Origin of the sequence: Micromonospora sp. NPDC047740 (assembly GCF_043204735.1) — a bacterium.
Lineage (GTDB): Bacteria > Actinomycetota > Actinomycetes > Mycobacteriales > Micromonosporaceae > Micromonospora.
This window is the reverse complement of the sequence record NZ_JBIDCT010000003.1, coordinates 130,465-144,246: the sequence shown is the minus strand read 5'-3', so window position 1 is coordinate 144,246 and position 13,782 is coordinate 130,465. Positions and strand designations below refer to the sequence as shown.

General features: G+C 72.7%; 11 protein-coding genes. 4 read left to right on the top strand and 7 right to left on the bottom strand.

What is annotated here, in order from left to right:
- Positions 1–211 precede the first annotated feature (211 nt).
- The gene (locus ACGF4F_RS07655) at positions 212–970 is read left to right on the top strand and encodes a class I SAM-dependent methyltransferase (RefSeq protein WP_357442294.1); all 759 of its coding nucleotides are present in this window, start codon (positions 212–214) and stop codon (positions 968–970) included.
- Positions 971–1,001: 31 nt separating this feature from the next.
- Here the strand turns inward: ACGF4F_RS07655 and ACGF4F_RS07650 are convergent, their stop codons facing one another.
- The 7 genes from ACGF4F_RS07650 to ACGF4F_RS07620 all read right to left on the bottom strand — a co-directional run bounded on the left by ACGF4F_RS07650 (position 1,002) and on the right by ACGF4F_RS07620 (position 10,689).
- Entirely contained in the window at positions 1,002–1,682 is a 681-nt protein-coding gene (locus ACGF4F_RS07650) for a response regulator (protein WP_357442292.1), read from the bottom strand.
- Positions 1,679–4,219 carry a DUF4118 domain-containing protein gene (locus ACGF4F_RS07645; protein ID WP_393075727.1) on the bottom strand — a complete coding sequence of 847 codons (2,541 nt, stop codon included), beginning with the start codon at positions 4,217–4,219 and terminating at the stop codon, positions 1,679–1,681. Before ACGF4F_RS07645 ends, ACGF4F_RS07650 begins: the two co-directional genes overlap by 4 nt.
- 81 nt (positions 4,220–4,300) lie before the next feature.
- Positions 4,301–5,176 (bottom strand): potassium-transporting ATPase subunit C, encoded by an 876-nt coding sequence (locus ACGF4F_RS07640; RefSeq protein ID WP_357442288.1) that lies wholly within the window; start codon positions 5,174–5,176, stop codon positions 4,301–4,303.
- A complete protein-coding gene (gene kdpB / locus ACGF4F_RS07635; protein ID WP_357442286.1) occupies positions 5,176–7,383 on the bottom strand; it encodes a potassium-transporting ATPase subunit KdpB in 2,208 nt (735 codons plus the stop codon). The genes ACGF4F_RS07640 and kdpB overlap by 1 nt, the downstream gene beginning before the upstream one ends.
- 20 nt (positions 7,384–7,403) lie before the next feature.
- Complete coding sequence (gene kdpA / locus ACGF4F_RS07630) at positions 7,404–9,059, bottom strand: potassium-transporting ATPase subunit KdpA (RefSeq protein WP_357442284.1); 1,656 nt, start codon at positions 9,057–9,059, stop codon at positions 7,404–7,406.
- Entirely contained in the window at positions 9,059–9,148 is a 90-nt protein-coding gene (gene kdpF, locus ACGF4F_RS07625) for a K(+)-transporting ATPase subunit F (protein ID WP_357442282.1), read from the bottom strand. Before kdpF ends, kdpA begins: the two co-directional genes overlap by 1 nt.
- A 467-nt stretch (positions 9,149–9,615) precedes the next feature.
- Entirely contained in the window at positions 9,616–10,689 is a 1,074-nt protein-coding gene (locus ACGF4F_RS07620; RefSeq protein WP_393075722.1) for a poly(3-hydroxybutyrate) depolymerase, read from the bottom strand.
- Between the two features lie 223 nt (positions 10,690–10,912).
- On the opposite strand from ACGF4F_RS07620, the gene ACGF4F_RS07615 reads away from it, so the two are divergent.
- From ACGF4F_RS07615 to ACGF4F_RS07605, 3 genes are all read left to right on the top strand, one after another.
- A complete protein-coding gene (locus ACGF4F_RS07615) occupies positions 10,913–11,668 on the top strand; it encodes a methyltransferase domain-containing protein (RefSeq protein ID WP_357442278.1) in 756 nt (251 codons plus the stop codon).
- 118 nt (positions 11,669–11,786) lie between these two features.
- On the top strand, positions 11,787–12,212 hold the full coding sequence (locus ACGF4F_RS07610) for an ATP-binding protein (protein WP_357442276.1): 426 nt from the start codon (positions 11,787–11,789) through the stop codon (positions 12,210–12,212).
- A 273-nt stretch (positions 12,213–12,485) separates the two neighbouring features.
- A complete protein-coding gene (locus tag ACGF4F_RS07605) occupies positions 12,486–13,691 on the top strand; it encodes a DUF2786 domain-containing protein (RefSeq protein WP_357442274.1) in 1,206 nt (401 codons plus the stop codon).
- Positions 13,692–13,782 lie beyond the last annotated feature (91 nt).

The following is a 13,782-nucleotide window of genomic DNA, read 5'->3' as shown; positions in this document are numbered from 1 at the left end:
GGATCCACACCGGCTCAGGCGATCGGATCGCGCAGGCCGACGAAAGGCACCGGAGGACGCTCCGTCCCGGGCTACGCGAACACACCGGGTGGCGGCGACCCCCGCAACACGGGCTGGGGCTTGTAGCAATGTCTCTGTAGTTGCCAATTGTTTGCAACAACTCCGCCACAGCTCTGGACAACCCGCCGTTCCGGTAACTAGCGTCGGCACTATGAGTCCTTACGAGTTTGATCCGCGCGCCTGGCAGGAGAGCTGGGACCGGCAGCAGGAGGCGTACCTGCCGGACCGGGAACACCGGATCACCGCGATGCTCGACGCGGTCGACGCCGTGGTGGACGGCGACCGCCCACGGCTGCTCGACCTGGCCGGCGGCACCGGCTCGATCAGCCTGCGGACGCTGGCCCGCTTCCCCCGGGCCGAGGTCACCCTCGTCGACCTCGACCCCGTGCTGCTGGCCATCGCCGAGGCGTCCCTGGCCGGGCGGGCCACGGTCGTCACGGCCGACCTCAACACCCCCGACTGGGTGGCGACCCTGCCGCACCGCGAGTTCGACGCGGTCCTCACGGCCACCGCCCTGCACTGGCTCGACGCCCCGCGCCTGGCCTCCCTGTACGGCGAACTCCACGGGCTGCTCCGGCCCGGCGGCGTGTTCGTCAACGCCGACCACATGCCCGACGACGCCCTGCCGGCGCTCAGCACCCGCCTGGCCGCACGCGCCCACGCCCAACGCGAGGCGCGGCACGCGGCCGGGACGGCCCTCTCCTGGTCGGCCTGGTGGGATCAGGTCGGTGCCGACCCCGGTCTCGCCCCGCTCGCCGAGAAGCGCCGGCAGATCTACCCGACCGGACACAGTCCCGAGTGGACGCCGCCGGCCGCCTGGCACCTCGACGCCCTCCGGGCGGCGGGGTTCACCGAGGCCGGTGTGCACTGGCGCAACGGCGCCGACGCCGCCGTCGCGGCCCTCCGGTGAGCGGCGGCGACGGACCGCACGGAGAGCCGGATCAGGGGCGGTAGCGGTAGCCCATGCCCGGCTCCGTGATCAGGTGCCGGGGCCGGGCCGGGTCGTCCTCCAGCTTGCGGCGCAGCTGTGCCATGAACTGCCGCAGGTAGTTGGTCTCATGGTGGTACTCCGGGCCCCAGACGTCGTGCAGCAGCTGCCGCTGGCTGATCAGCTTGCCCGGGTTGCGGAGCAGCTTCTCCAGCATGGCCCACTGTGTGGGGGTGAGCTTGACCTCGGCGCCGTCGTCCCGGGTGACCGTCCGGTCGGCCAGGTCGACGGTGTGCTGGCCGATCCGGAGAGCGGGGGCGGCCGGGGTGGCGCCGCCGAGCCGGCGGGTGACGGCCCGGATGCGGGCGAGCAGTTCGTCCACGCCGAACGGCTTGGTGACGTAGTCGTCCGCGCCGGCGTCGAGGGCGGAGACCTTGTCCTCGCTGCCGGCCCGGCCGGAGAGCACGATGATCGGCACGGCGGTCCAGCCGCGCAGGCCGCGGATCACGTCGACGCCGTCCAGATCGGGCAGCCCGAGGTCGAGCACCACCAGGTCCGGCGGGTGGCTGGCGGCGGCCTTGAGCGCGGCGGCGCCGGTCTCGGCGACCTGGACGTCGTAGCCGCGGGCGCGCAGGTTGATCCGCAGAGCGCGCAGGATCTGCGGTTCGTCGTCCACGACCAGGATGCGGGTCACCGGACCCCCCTCTCCTCGGCGGCGGGCAGCCGCAGCACCATGGTCAGCCCCCCACCCGGGGTGGTCTCGGGGGTGATGCTGCCACCCATCGCCTCGGCGAGTCCGCGGGACAGTGCGAGCCCGAGGCCCACCCCGGTCTGGTTGTCCCGGTCGCCGAGGCGCTGGAACGGCAGGAAGACGTGCTCCCACTGGTCCTCGGGGATGCCCGGGCCGGTGTCGATGACCCGCAGCTCCACCTGCCCGGCGTGGACGCTGGCGGTGATGGTGGGCGGCTGCCCGGGCGGGCTGTGCCGCAGGGCGTTGGCCACGATGTTGACCAGCACCCGTTCCAGCAGGCCCGGGTCGGCGGTGGCCGCCGGCAGGTCGGCGGGGATGTCGGTGGAGACGTCGGCAGCCGCCGTTCCGAGTTCGTCCAGGGCCCGGGGTACGACGTCCTCCAGCCCGACCGCGGCGGCGGTCACGCCGAGTACGCCGGCCTGGAGCCGGCTCATGTCGAGCAGGTTCGCCACCAACCGGCCGAGCCGGTCCAGGGACTCGTCGGCGGTGGCCAGCAGTTCCTCCCGGTCGTCCGCGCCGAACTCCACGTCGTGACTGCGCAGGCTGCTCACCGCCGCCTTAGCCGAGGCCAGCGGCGTACGCAGGTCGTGGCTGACCGCGGCGAGCAGCGCCGTGCGCATCCGGTCGGCCTCGGCGAGCGGCCGGGCGGTGGCGGCCTCCTCGGCGAGGCGTTCCTGGCGCAGCGCGATGGCGGCCTGGGCGGCGAACGCCTCGACCACCCGCCGGTCGGCGGCCTCCAGCCGCCGTCCGGCGAGAACCACGGTGAGCCGCTCGTCCACCGGCACGGCGGTCTCCCCGGCGCCCGGGCTGCCCGGCGGCCGGTCGCCGACGGTGGCCACCACCCGCCAGGCCGCCTCCTCCTGGGCCCGGCCGGGGCGTCCCTCGGCCTCGGCCACCAGTTCCAGCACGCTCACCGCGCGCAGCGCGAAGGTCTCCCGCAGCCGGTCCAGGAGCGCGCGCAGCGGCCGCTCGCCGCGCAGCACCCCGCCGGCGACGGTGGCCAGGGTCTGCGCGTCGGCGGAGGCGCGCGCCGCCTCCCGGGTCCGCCGGGCGGCCACGTCGACCACCCAGCTCACCGCGACCGCGACGCCGACGAAGACGCCGAGCGCGAGGAGGTTGTCCGCCTCGGCGATGGTCAGCGTGTAGTAGGGCGGGGTGAAGAACCAGTTCAGCAGCAGGGAACCACCCAGCGCGGCGACCAGCGCCGGCCACAGTCCTCCCACCAGCGCGACGCCGACCACGCCGGCGAGGAAGAGCAGGATGTCGTTGGTCAGCATGAGGTCGGGCAGCACCCGCAGCAGCCCGGTCAGGGCGGGCATGCCGAGCACGGCGAGCGCGAACCCGAGCAGCCGGCGCCGCCGGGACAGCGCGGCGGGCACCGCTGCACCGCGCCGCCCCCGCCCGACCTCGGCGTGCGTGACCAGGTGTACGTCGATCGCCCCGGACAGCGCGGTGGTGGTGACGCCGACCCCCCGGGACAGCAGTTGGGCGAAGCGTCCCCGCCGGCTGGCGCCGAGCACGAGCTGGGTGGCGTTGACGCCGCGGGCGAAGTCCAGCAGCGCCGCCGGGATGTCGGTGCCGAGCACCTGGTGGTACGTCCCGCCCAGGCTCTCCACCAGCACCCGCTGCCGGGCCAGCTGGGCCGGGTCCGCGCCGGCCAGGCCGTCGCTGCGGGCCACATGCACGGCGAGCAGGTCGGCGCCCTTGCTGCGGGCGGCGATCCGGGCCGCGCGGCGGATCAGCGTCTCCCCCTCGGGGCCGCCGGTGAGCGCCACCACCACCCGCTCCCGGGCCTCCCAGGTGGCCGAGATGCCCTGCTGGGCGCGGTACGCGTCGAGCTGCTCGTCAACCTTGTCGGCGAGCCAGAGCAGCGCCAGTTCGCGCAGCGCGGTCAGGTTGCCGACCCGGAAGTAGTTGCCCAGCGCCGCGTCGATCTTGTCGGGGCGGTAGATGTTGCCGTGGGCCATCCGGCGACGCAGCGCCTCCGGGGTCATGTCGACCAGCTCGACCTGCTCGGCGGCCCGCACCACCTGGTCCGGCAGCGTCTCCCGCTGGGTGACACCGGTGATCTGCGCGACCACGTCGTTGAGCGACTCGAGGTGCTGGATGTTGACGGTCGACAGCACGCTGATCCCGGCGTCGAGCAGCTCCTGGACGTCCTGCCAGCGCTTCTCGTGCCGGCAGCCGGGCACGTTGGTGTGCGCAAGCTCGTCGACCACGGCGACCTCGGGCCGGCGGGCCAGCACCGCGTCGAGGTCCATCTCGGTGAACTCGACACCCCGGTAGGTCACCGTGTGTCGGGGCACCACCTCGAGGTCCCCGATCATCGCTGCGGTGTGCGGCCGGCCGTGCGCCTCGACCAGGCCGATCACCACGTCGGTGCCCCGCTCGGCCCGCCGCTGGGCCTCCTCCAGCATCGCGTACGTCTTGCCGACGCCGGGGGCGGCCCCGAGGTAGATGCGGAGCTCTCCCCTTGCCACGGAAACGATCCTCCCTGATTGCTGGAAGGCGGCGCCCCTCCTTGGCGCCTGGCGCGGCGAAGGGGGTCCTTCTTGACCCTGTCAGCGGACGGGGAACTCTCGGTCGAGCGCGAGGTTGAGCTCGAGCACGTTGACCGCGGGCTCGCCCATGAAGCCGAGCGCCCGGCCGGTGGTGTGCGCAGACACCAGGCGGCGGACGGCGGCCGGGTCCGCGTCCCGCGCGCGCGCCACGCGGGCCACCTGGATCTCCGCGTACGCCGGGCTGATGTGCGGGTCGAGGCCACTGGCGCTGGCGGTGACCGCGTCGGCCGGCACCGCCGGCTCGGCGGGAGCGTCACCCCGGATCGGGGTGACCACCCCGCCCCCGGCGACGTAGTCGTGGCCGGGCTGGGCCAGCTCCACCGGCACCCCCTGGTAGCTACGGAGGAAAGGGGTGGCCGGGGCGACCTGGTTGACGCTGACCACTCGGGTGATCCGGCCGGTCAGCCCGTCGGTGCGGAACACCGCCAGCACCGCGCCCACGCCGTCCGGGGTGCAGTAGGGCCGCCGCCCGTCGACGCCGTCGAACTGGCCGATGGCCCTGCTCCGGGCGCAGACCTGGGTGAGCAGGCTCTGCTTCGAGTCGTCGGGGGTGCTGGCGATGGTGTCGACCACGCTCTCCGGGCCCAGGTTGCTGGCAGCGGTGGCGGTGGGATCGTAGCCGGCCGCCGACGGCCGGGACTGGAAGTAGCGCGGGACGGGGTTGCCGTCCCGGTCGGTGAACGACTGCCCGATGAGCGAGCTGCCCACGGTCGTGCCGTTCACGCTCACCAGCGAGCCGTCGGCCTTGCCGTCGAGTCCGGGGATCCGGCCGACGGCGACCATGGCCAGCGGGTACGCGAGGCCGAGCAGGACGGTGAACACGAGCAGCGCGCGCAGCGCGGCCAGGTGTTGAGCGAGCCAGGTAGGGAGGCGCATCACGAGATCCCCGGGACGAACTGGATGAGCAGGTCGATGAGCTTGATGCCGAGGAACGGCACGAGGATGCCGCCCAGGCCGTACACCAGCAGGTTGCGGCTCAGCAGCTTCGACGCGCTGGCCGGCCGGTAGCGCACGCCGCGCAGGGCCAGCGGGATCAGCGCGACGATGACGATCGCGTTGAAGATGACCGCGGACAGGATCGCCGACTCCGGGCTGGCCAGCCGCATGATGTTCAGCGCGGCCAGGCTCGGGTAGATGCCGGCGAAGATGGCCGGGATGATCGCGAAGTACTTCGCCACGTCGTTGGCGAGGCTGAAGGTGGTCAGTGACCCTCGGGTGATCAGCAACTGCTTCCCGATCTCCACGATCTCGATCAGTTTGGTCGGGTCGGAGTCGAGGTCGACCATGTTGCCGGCCTCCTTGGCGGCCGACGTGCCGGTGTTCATGGCCACGCCGACGTCGGCCTGGGCGAGGGCGGGCGCGTCGTTGGTGCCGTCGCCGGTCATCGCGACCAGCCGGCCGCCCTCCTGCTCCTTCTTGATCAGGGCGAGCTTGTCCTCCGGAGTGGCCTCGGCGAGAAAGTCGTCCACCCCGGCCTCGTCCGCGATGGCCTTGGCGGTACGCGGGTTGTCGCCGGTGATCATGACGGTGCGGATGCCCATCCGGCGCATCTCGTCGAAGCGCTCGCGCATCCCCGTCTTGACGATGTCCTTCAGGTGGATGACGCCGAGCGCCCGGGCCGGTTCGCCCTCGACGTGCTCGGCGACGACGAGCGGCGTGCCACCGATCCCGCTGATCTCGTCGACGAGCTGCCCCACCTGCTCGGTGGGGTGGCCGCCGTTCTCCCGGACCCACTTCATCACCGCTGCGGCGGCGCCCTTGCGGATCCGCCGGGCCGGCGCGCTGGCACCGCCCTCGGCGGTGCTGTCGGGGGTGAGGTCGACGCCGCTCATCCGGGTCTGCGCCGTGAACGGCACGAAGGTGGCGTGCGGCATCAGGCCCGGCTCACGCTCACGCAGCCCGAACTCGTTCTTCGCGAGCACCACGATCGAGCGGCCCTCGGGCGTCTCGTCGGCGAGGCTGGACAGCTGCGCCGCGTCGGCAACCTCGCCCACGGTCACGCCCGTGACCGGGAGGAACTCGTCCGCCTGCCGGTTGCCGAGGGTGATGGTGCCGGTCTTGTCGAGCAGCAGGGTGTTCACGTCGCCGGCCGCCTCGACGGCCCGGCCGCTCATGGCCAGGACGTTGCGCTGGATCAGGCGGTCCATGCCGGCGATGCCGATGGCCGAGAGCAGCGCCCCGATGGTGGTCGGGATCAGGCAGACCAGCAGGGACACCAGGACCACCCCGGTGACCCCGGCGTCGGTGATCGCACCGGTGTCGGGGGCGGCCGCCTGGAAGCCCTTGGCGAAGATCGCCAGCGGCTGGAGCGTCACCACGGCCAGCAGGAAGATGATCGTGAGCGCGGCGAGCAGGATGTTCAGCGCGATCTCGTTCGGGGTCTTCTGCCGGTTGGCACCCTCGACCAGGGCGATCATCCGGTCGATGAAGCTCTCGCCCGGCTTTTGGGTGATCTTGACGACGATCCGGTCGGAGAGCACCCTGGTGCCGCCGGTGACCGCGCTGCGGTCGCCGCCGGACTCGCGGATGACGGGCGCCGACTCGCCGGTGATGGCGGACTCGTCGACGCTGGCGATGCCCTCGACCACGTCGCCGTCACCCGGGATGACCTGGCCCGCCTCGACCAGCACGATGTCGCCCTGCTTCAACTCCGGCGCGGGCACCGCCTCGTCCCGGTACCGGTTGGCCGGGGCGCCCGGGGTCCAGCCGATCAGCCGGGTGGCCATGGTGTCCTTCTTCGCCTGCCGCAGCGTCGCGGCCTGGGCCTTGCCGCGGCCCTCAGCCACCGCCTCGGCCAGGTTGGCGAAGATCACGGTGAGCCAGAGCCAGGCCGTGATGGCCCAGGCGAACACCGATGGGCCGGCGACGGCCAGCACGGTGGTGAAGACCGCGCCGATCTCGACGATCAGCATCACCGGGTTGCGCCACAGGGTGCGCGGGTCCAGCTTGCGCAGCGCGTCCGGCAGGGACCGGATCAGCTGCCTCGGGTCCAGCAGGCCCCCGCCGACCCGGTTGCCCTGGGTGGCCGGGGTGCCGGCGACCGGCTGCTCGCCGGCGCCGTGTGTCACGGGCGTGACGGGCATGTCCTCGTTCCTCATGATGGTCACAGCCCCTCTGCGAGGGGGCCGAGCGCGAGCGCGGGCAGGAAGGTCAGCGCCACGAGGATCACCGTGACGCCGACGACCATCCCGACGAAGAGGGGTCGGTGGGTCGGCAGGGTGCCCTCGGAGGCGGGGGTGGGTTTCTGGCGCGCCAGCGAACCGGCCAGCGCGAGCACGAAGATGATCGGCAGGAACCGGCCGAGCAGCATGCACAGCCCGAGCGCGGTGTTCCACCAGGGCGTGTTCACGGTGATGCCGGCGAACGCGGAGCCGTTGTTGTTGCTCGCCGAGGTGAACGCGTAGAGCACCTCGGAGAGGCCGTGCGGGCCGACGTTCAACGCGGTCGAGTTGTTGCCCGTGGCGAAGGCGGCCGCGGTACCGATCAGCACCAGGGCCGGAGTGATCAGGAAGTACAGCGAGGCGAGCTTGATCTCGCGGGAGCCGATCTTCTTGCCCAGGTACTCCGGGGTGCGGCCCACCATCAGTCCGGCCACGAACACGGTGACCATGGCGAGGATCAGCAGGCCGTAGAGGCCGGAGCCGACCCCGCCCGGGGCCACCTCGCCGAGCATCATGTTGATCATCGGCATCATCCCGCCGAGGGCGGTGTACGAGTCGTGGAACGAGTTCACCGCGCCGGTCGAGGTGAGCGTGGTGGCGGCGGCGAAGGTCGCCGAGTCCAACACGCCGAACCGGACGTCCTTGCCCTCGATGGCGGCGGCGACCGCCTGCGGCACGGTGCCGTGCCCGGCCAACTCGAAGACGTTGGTCAGGGCGACGCTGGCCAGCGCCAGGATCGCCATGACCGCGGCGATCGCGTAGCCCTGGCGGTGCTGCCCGACCATCCGGCCGAAGACCCGGGGCAGGCTGAACGGGATGACCAGGATCAGGAAGATCTCCAGCCAGTTCGTCCAGGTCGTCGGGTTCTCGAACGGGTGGGCGCTGTTCGTGTTGTAGAAGCCGCCACCGTTGGTGCCCAGCAGTTTGATCACTTCCTGGCTGGCCACCGGCCCGCCGGTGATCGTCTGGCTGCCGCCGGTCAGCGTGGTGACGTCGGTGCCGCCGGACAGGTTCTGCACCACCCCGCCGACCATCAGCGCCAGCGCGCCGAGCACGGCGATCGGCAGCAGGACCCGCAGCGTGATCCGGGTCAGGTCGACCCAGAAGTTGCCCAGTTCGCCGGACCGGCTGCGGGCGAAACCGCGGACCAGGGCGATCGCCACGGCAATGCCGACCGAGGCGGAGACGAAGTTCTGCACGGCCAGGCCGGCCATCTGCACCAGGTGGCCCATGGTCGACTCACCCGAGTACCACTGCCAGTTCGTGTTGGTCGCGAAGGAGACCGCGGTGTTCCAGGCGCCGTGCGGGACCACCGGATCGAAGCCCAGCGAGAGCCAAAGGTGGTTCTGCAGGCGCTGGAACCCGTACAGGAACAGGATCGACACGGCCGAGAAGGCCAGCACGCTGCGGGCGTACACGGCCCAGGTCTGCTCGGCGGCGGGGTTCACCCCGACCAGGCGGTAGACCACCCGCTCGACACGCGACTGCCGGGTGCCGGAGACCACCCGGTACAGGTAGTCGCCGAACGGCTTGTGGACCGCGACGAGCGCCGCCACCAGGGACAGCAGGAAGACGATGCCGGCTGTTGTCATGGTCATCAGAAGCGTTCCGGGAACAGCAGGGCGACGACCATGAACGCGCCCAGGCCGATCGCCAGCACCAGACCGACGGCGTTCACCGCGCTCACAGCTTCTCCACCCCTCGCACGACGAGGGCGAGCGCTGCGAACAGCCCCACCGTGATCAGCACGAACACCAGGTCAGACACGGCTGACTCCTCTTACGGACGTCCCCCGCGGTCGACTCCCGGCCGCGCCGGGCAATCACAACGCCCCGGCCAGCGAACCGACAGGGGCCATAACGGGACCGTGACGGCGGCCCGCGGTTTCTTGACACGCTTTTCACGGCGCCCGTCCCGGCGGTGAACTCGATCACTCGGCCAGGCCGGGCGGCACGAACATCCGCAGCGGCGGGGATCAGCGCCGTTTCACGCCTCCGGCCGGCCCGGAAACCGGCCGGCGCGCCGCCAGCGGGCGGTCGCCACCTCGGCGGCCAGCTTCGCCGCGCTGGCACCGAACATCGCCAGCGCCAGCGCCACCTGCGGCAGCCACCACAGGTGGCGGAGGCGGTGGGTGGTCTCCGGACCGTGAATCCGTCAGCCGTCGAGGCGGCGGACCATGTTCATGATCGTTTCGACCTGGTAGCCGCCCTTGATCGGGTAGTTGGTGGCGCCGAGGTAGCCCCACCAGTCCCAGCAGCCGTTCGGATTGGCTCCGGTCGCGATGGCCTGCGGGTAGAGCACGATCAGCCGGTTGGTGTCGGCGTACTGGTTGAGGTTCGCCCGGTCGACGAAGGCGGTGCCGATCTTGGCGTACCCCTGGGCACAGCCGTGCAGGGCGACCAGCAGCCGGCAGGTCTGGCCGGCGGCGCAGGCGCTCGGCACGTACGCGAAGCCGTTGGCGTCCATGCTCAGCCCGTTGGCCCAGCCGTTGGTCGCGAAGGTGTCCTGGCTGAAGCGGATGAGCGTGCCGCCGAGCGGCCCGGTGTTCGGGGCGGACACCGCGCCGAGCAGCTTGCCGAGGAAGCTGCCCTCCGGGTCGGTGCCGCAGTCGTTGAGGAACGGCGAGGCGGTCGCCGTGCAGCCGACCGTGCCGTACGGGGTGACCCAGGCGTGGCCCGCGGCGCTGCCGCTGTCGTAGCGGACGCTGGCGCCGAAGTCCTGGTAGTAGCGGACCAGGTCGTCGGTGACGGACTTCTTCACGGTGTTGTCGTTGCCGCCGTGGTAGACGTACACCGGCTGGCCGGAGAGGTTGCCGGTCCCGTCGATCCAGCCGTACGACGCCCAGGTGCGGGTGTAGCCCTCCAGGGTGGACACGTACGTCGGGTAGATGTTGTCGCCGCAGCCGTAGAGCGCCTGGGCCACGTTGTTCTGGGCGCAGTAGTACGGGCCGGCGGCGAAGACGGCCGCGCCCCGGATCCGCGCCGAGTACGCGACCTGGAGCTGGGTGGCCAGGTACCCGCCGGAGGAGACCCCGGCGACGTACACGGCGGAGACCGGATAGCTGCGGAGCGAGCCGGCGACCGGGGTCTTGGTGTACGGGGTGCCCGCGGCCCGGGCGGCGGTGCCCCCGGGCAGGATCAGGAGCAGGGCCGCGGCGAGCGTGGTAGCGACTTTCCACGGTGTCTTCATGGCGTTCTCCCGTCGGAGCGCCGGCGGGACGGCCGGCATGCCGGAACGCTAACGTGACATTGACCACAGCAGATATCCGCACGGCCGACACCTCCGGGCCGGCGGCGGTGTGGGCGCCCCACCGGGATATTTCGGTTGGCGGTCGGCGGGATGAGGGTTAGCGTCGCCGCGACGTCACTCCGACTTCTCGAAGAGGGTGTTTTGGTGCCCGTGCTGAGCGCGATCAAGCGAATCGACCTGACCCACGCACCCACCTTCTGGAGTGACGACATTGGATCTGCCACGTAGCTTCACCATCCGCGAGGGCGACCTCCGGATTCTCAACCCGTTCGACGCCGGCAAACTCGCCACCCTGGGCCGGGCGATCAAGCTCGCACCCGGCACGTCGATCCTGGATCTGTGCAGCGGCAAGGGCGAGCTGCTCTGCACCTGGGCCCGCGACCACGCGGTGACCGGCACCGGCGTGGACATCAGCACCGCCTTCACCGCAGCCGCCCGGGAGCGCGCCGCCGAGCTGGGCGTCGCCGACCGGGTCCGGTTCGTGCACGGCGAGGCCGCGACGTACGTCGCGGCGGAGCCGGTCGACCTGGCTGCCTGCGTCGGCGCCACCTGGATCGGCGACGGGGTGCCCGGCACCCTGGAGATTCTCCGGCGCAGCCTGCGCCCCGGCGGGATGGCGCTGGTCGGGGAGCCGTACTGGCGGCTCGACCCGCCGGACGAGGAGGCCGTGGCCGGCTCCCACGCCCGGTCCCGGGACGAGTTCCAGGACCTGCCTGGGCTGGTCCGGCTCTTCGGCGAGTGCGGCTGGGACCTGGTCGAGATGGTCCTCGCCGACCAGGACAGCTGGGACCGGTACGCGGCGGCGCACTGGCTCAACCTGCGCCGCTGGCTGGACGCCAACCCGGACGACGAACTGGCCGGGGAACTGCGCCGGGAACTGACCGAGGACCCCCTGCGGTACGTCCGCTACCAGCGGGAGTACCTGGGTTGGGGAGTCTTCGCCCTGCTCCCGCGGTGATCGCACCCGGGTCGGTTCCCCCGCGCGGGGAGCCGGCCCGGGACGACGTTCCGCCGCCGTTCGGCGGCCGGACCGGCTCGGGCGGCTTAGCGGGCGGCCACCAGGGTAAGGCAGGATCATGGGACAGCTGCGCACGTCGCCGCCGCCGCCACGGGCCACCGAACTGGAGCGGTGGAGCCTCGGCACCCCGACCGAGCTGCGCGACCTGCGGGCCTCGCTGCGCGACGCGCTGACCCGGCACGGCCTCACCCAAGGTGAGGATCTCGACGAGATCCCGCACCTCGTGGTGCTGGTCGCCACCGAACTGGCAACCAACGCTCTGCGGCACGGCATACCGCCGACCATCGTCACCCTGCTCGCCGCCGACGACTGTTTCATCCTCGACGTGGCCGACCACGACCTCAGCACGAGCCCCGACCTGAGCGACACCAGCCCGCTCGACTCGGGCGGTCGCGGGCTGCTGCTGGCCCAGTCGGTATCCCTCGCCGTCGGGTGGTACGCGACCGGGGACACCAAGAACATCTGGGCCTCGTTTCCCCGCTGAGCACCCGCGTCGATCTCCGTCCGTCGCATCGCTCCGGTCGGGGGCGGGACCACGGACGCCAGGACCGGACGGTTGACGGCCCGAGGTGAGGGCACTCACGGGCGGCGGCACCGGGTCCGCCGGTACCGTTCCTCCTCGGGCGCGCGGCCCACCGCACCGCCGGCGAGTTGCGGCACGCCGCGCTGTCCCAGCTGCGGTGGCGGCCCGAACTGCCGCACCCCGAGTGGATCACGACGCGCCCGCCGGGCGACCCCGAGAAGAGGAGGGCCCAGCGTGCCGGACGCCGAGCAGCTGCTCGCCGACGCCCTCGCGGCGGCGCGCGGCACCGACGTACGGGCGGCTGAACGCGCCCTCGACCGGCTGGTGGTCGGCGACGGCCCGGCGGTGGACGCGGTGCTGCTCGCCCGGCTGGCCCGGGGCGTCGGGCGGCTCTGGCCGCGGGGCTGGCAGCCGGTCGACCTGGACCGCATCGCGGCCCGGCGGCTGGCACCCCGGGGCGCGCAACTGCTCCGGGGCGTGCTGGCCGCCCAACGGCGGGAGCAGCCAGGCCCGGTCCCGCAGTGGTTCGACGACCAGCTCGCCGAGCTGGACGCGCGCTGGGACGGTGACGCCGGCTGGCTGGACCGCCGAGCCGGCGGCGACCGGATCACCGCGCTGCGGGACGCGGTCGACGCGGTCGGGCTGGTCGAGGCGCTGCCGCCGGTCGCGGTGCTCCGCCCGCCACCGGGCGGTCCGGCCGCCACCTCGCGGACCACCACGCCGGCCACCGGCTCGCGGATGCTGGACCGGGTACGCGCCCTGCTGGCCAAGGCCGAGTCGACCTCCTTCCCGGCCGAGGCGGAGGCGCTCACCGGGAAGGCGCAGGAGCTGATGGCCCGGCACAGCATCGACGCCGCCCTGCTCGACGCGACCGCCGAGCGGCCGGACCAGCCCAGCGGCGTCCGGCTCGGCACCGAGGCCCCATACGCGGCGGCGAAGGCGCTGCTGATCCAGGAGGTGGCGGCGGCGAACCGGTGCGAGTCGGTGTGGTCCGACGACCTCGGCTTCGCCACCGTGCTCGGCTTCCCGGCCGACCTGGCGGCGGTCGAGCTGCTGCACACCTCGCTGCTGGTGCAGGCCACCGCGGCGATGCTGCGCGGCCGGGGCGAGCGCCGCGCGGGCCGCGGCCGGCGCACCAAGGGCTACGACGAGTCCTTCCTCAACGCGTTCGCGCTGCGGATCGGGGAGCGGCTGCGGGCGGTCACCGCGGCGGCGGACCGGGAGGCGGCCGGGGAGCGCGGCGGGGACCGGCTGCTCCCGGTGCTCGCCGCCCGCTCGGACGCCGTCCAGGAGCGCGTCGACCAGCTCTTTCCCGGCGTCACCCGGCACCGGCTCCAGGTACGCGACGCCGAGGGCTGGACCTCGGGCACCTCGGCCGCCGACCGGGCCTCGCTGGAGGTCGGCACCCCGGCACGCCGGGCGGTACGGCGGGGCCGCTGATTTTTTCGGGGAAGATGTCGGATCGGACGTCCCGGCTCCGACCCGTCTGCGAGAGGCGCCACCGCCGGTGGCCCTAACCCGAGGAGTGGAC

Bases quoted from the DNA above. Each gene is read 5' to 3' on its own strand.
- kdpA (WP_357442284.1), bottom strand. From the start codon at position 9,059: ATGACCATGACAACAGCCGGCATCGTCTTCCTGCTGTCCCTGGTGGCG.
- ACGF4F_RS07655 (WP_357442294.1), top strand. From the start codon at position 212: ATGAGTCCTTACGAGTTTGATCCGCGCGCCTGGCAGGAGAGCTGGGAC.
- ACGF4F_RS07610 (WP_357442276.1), top strand. From the start codon at position 11,787: ATGGGACAGCTGCGCACGTCGCCGCCGCCGCCACGGGCCACCGAACTG.
- ACGF4F_RS07640 (WP_357442288.1), bottom strand. From the start codon at position 5,176: ATGCGCCTCCCTACCTGGCTCGCTCAACACCTGGCCGCGCTGCGCGCG.
- kdpB (WP_357442286.1), bottom strand. From the start codon at position 7,383: ATGCCCGTCACGCCCGTGACACACGGCGCCGGCGAGCAGCCGGTCGCC.
- ACGF4F_RS07620 (WP_393075722.1), bottom strand. From the start codon at position 10,689: ATGCCGGCCGTCCCGCCGGCGCTCCGACGGGAGAACGCCATGAAGACA.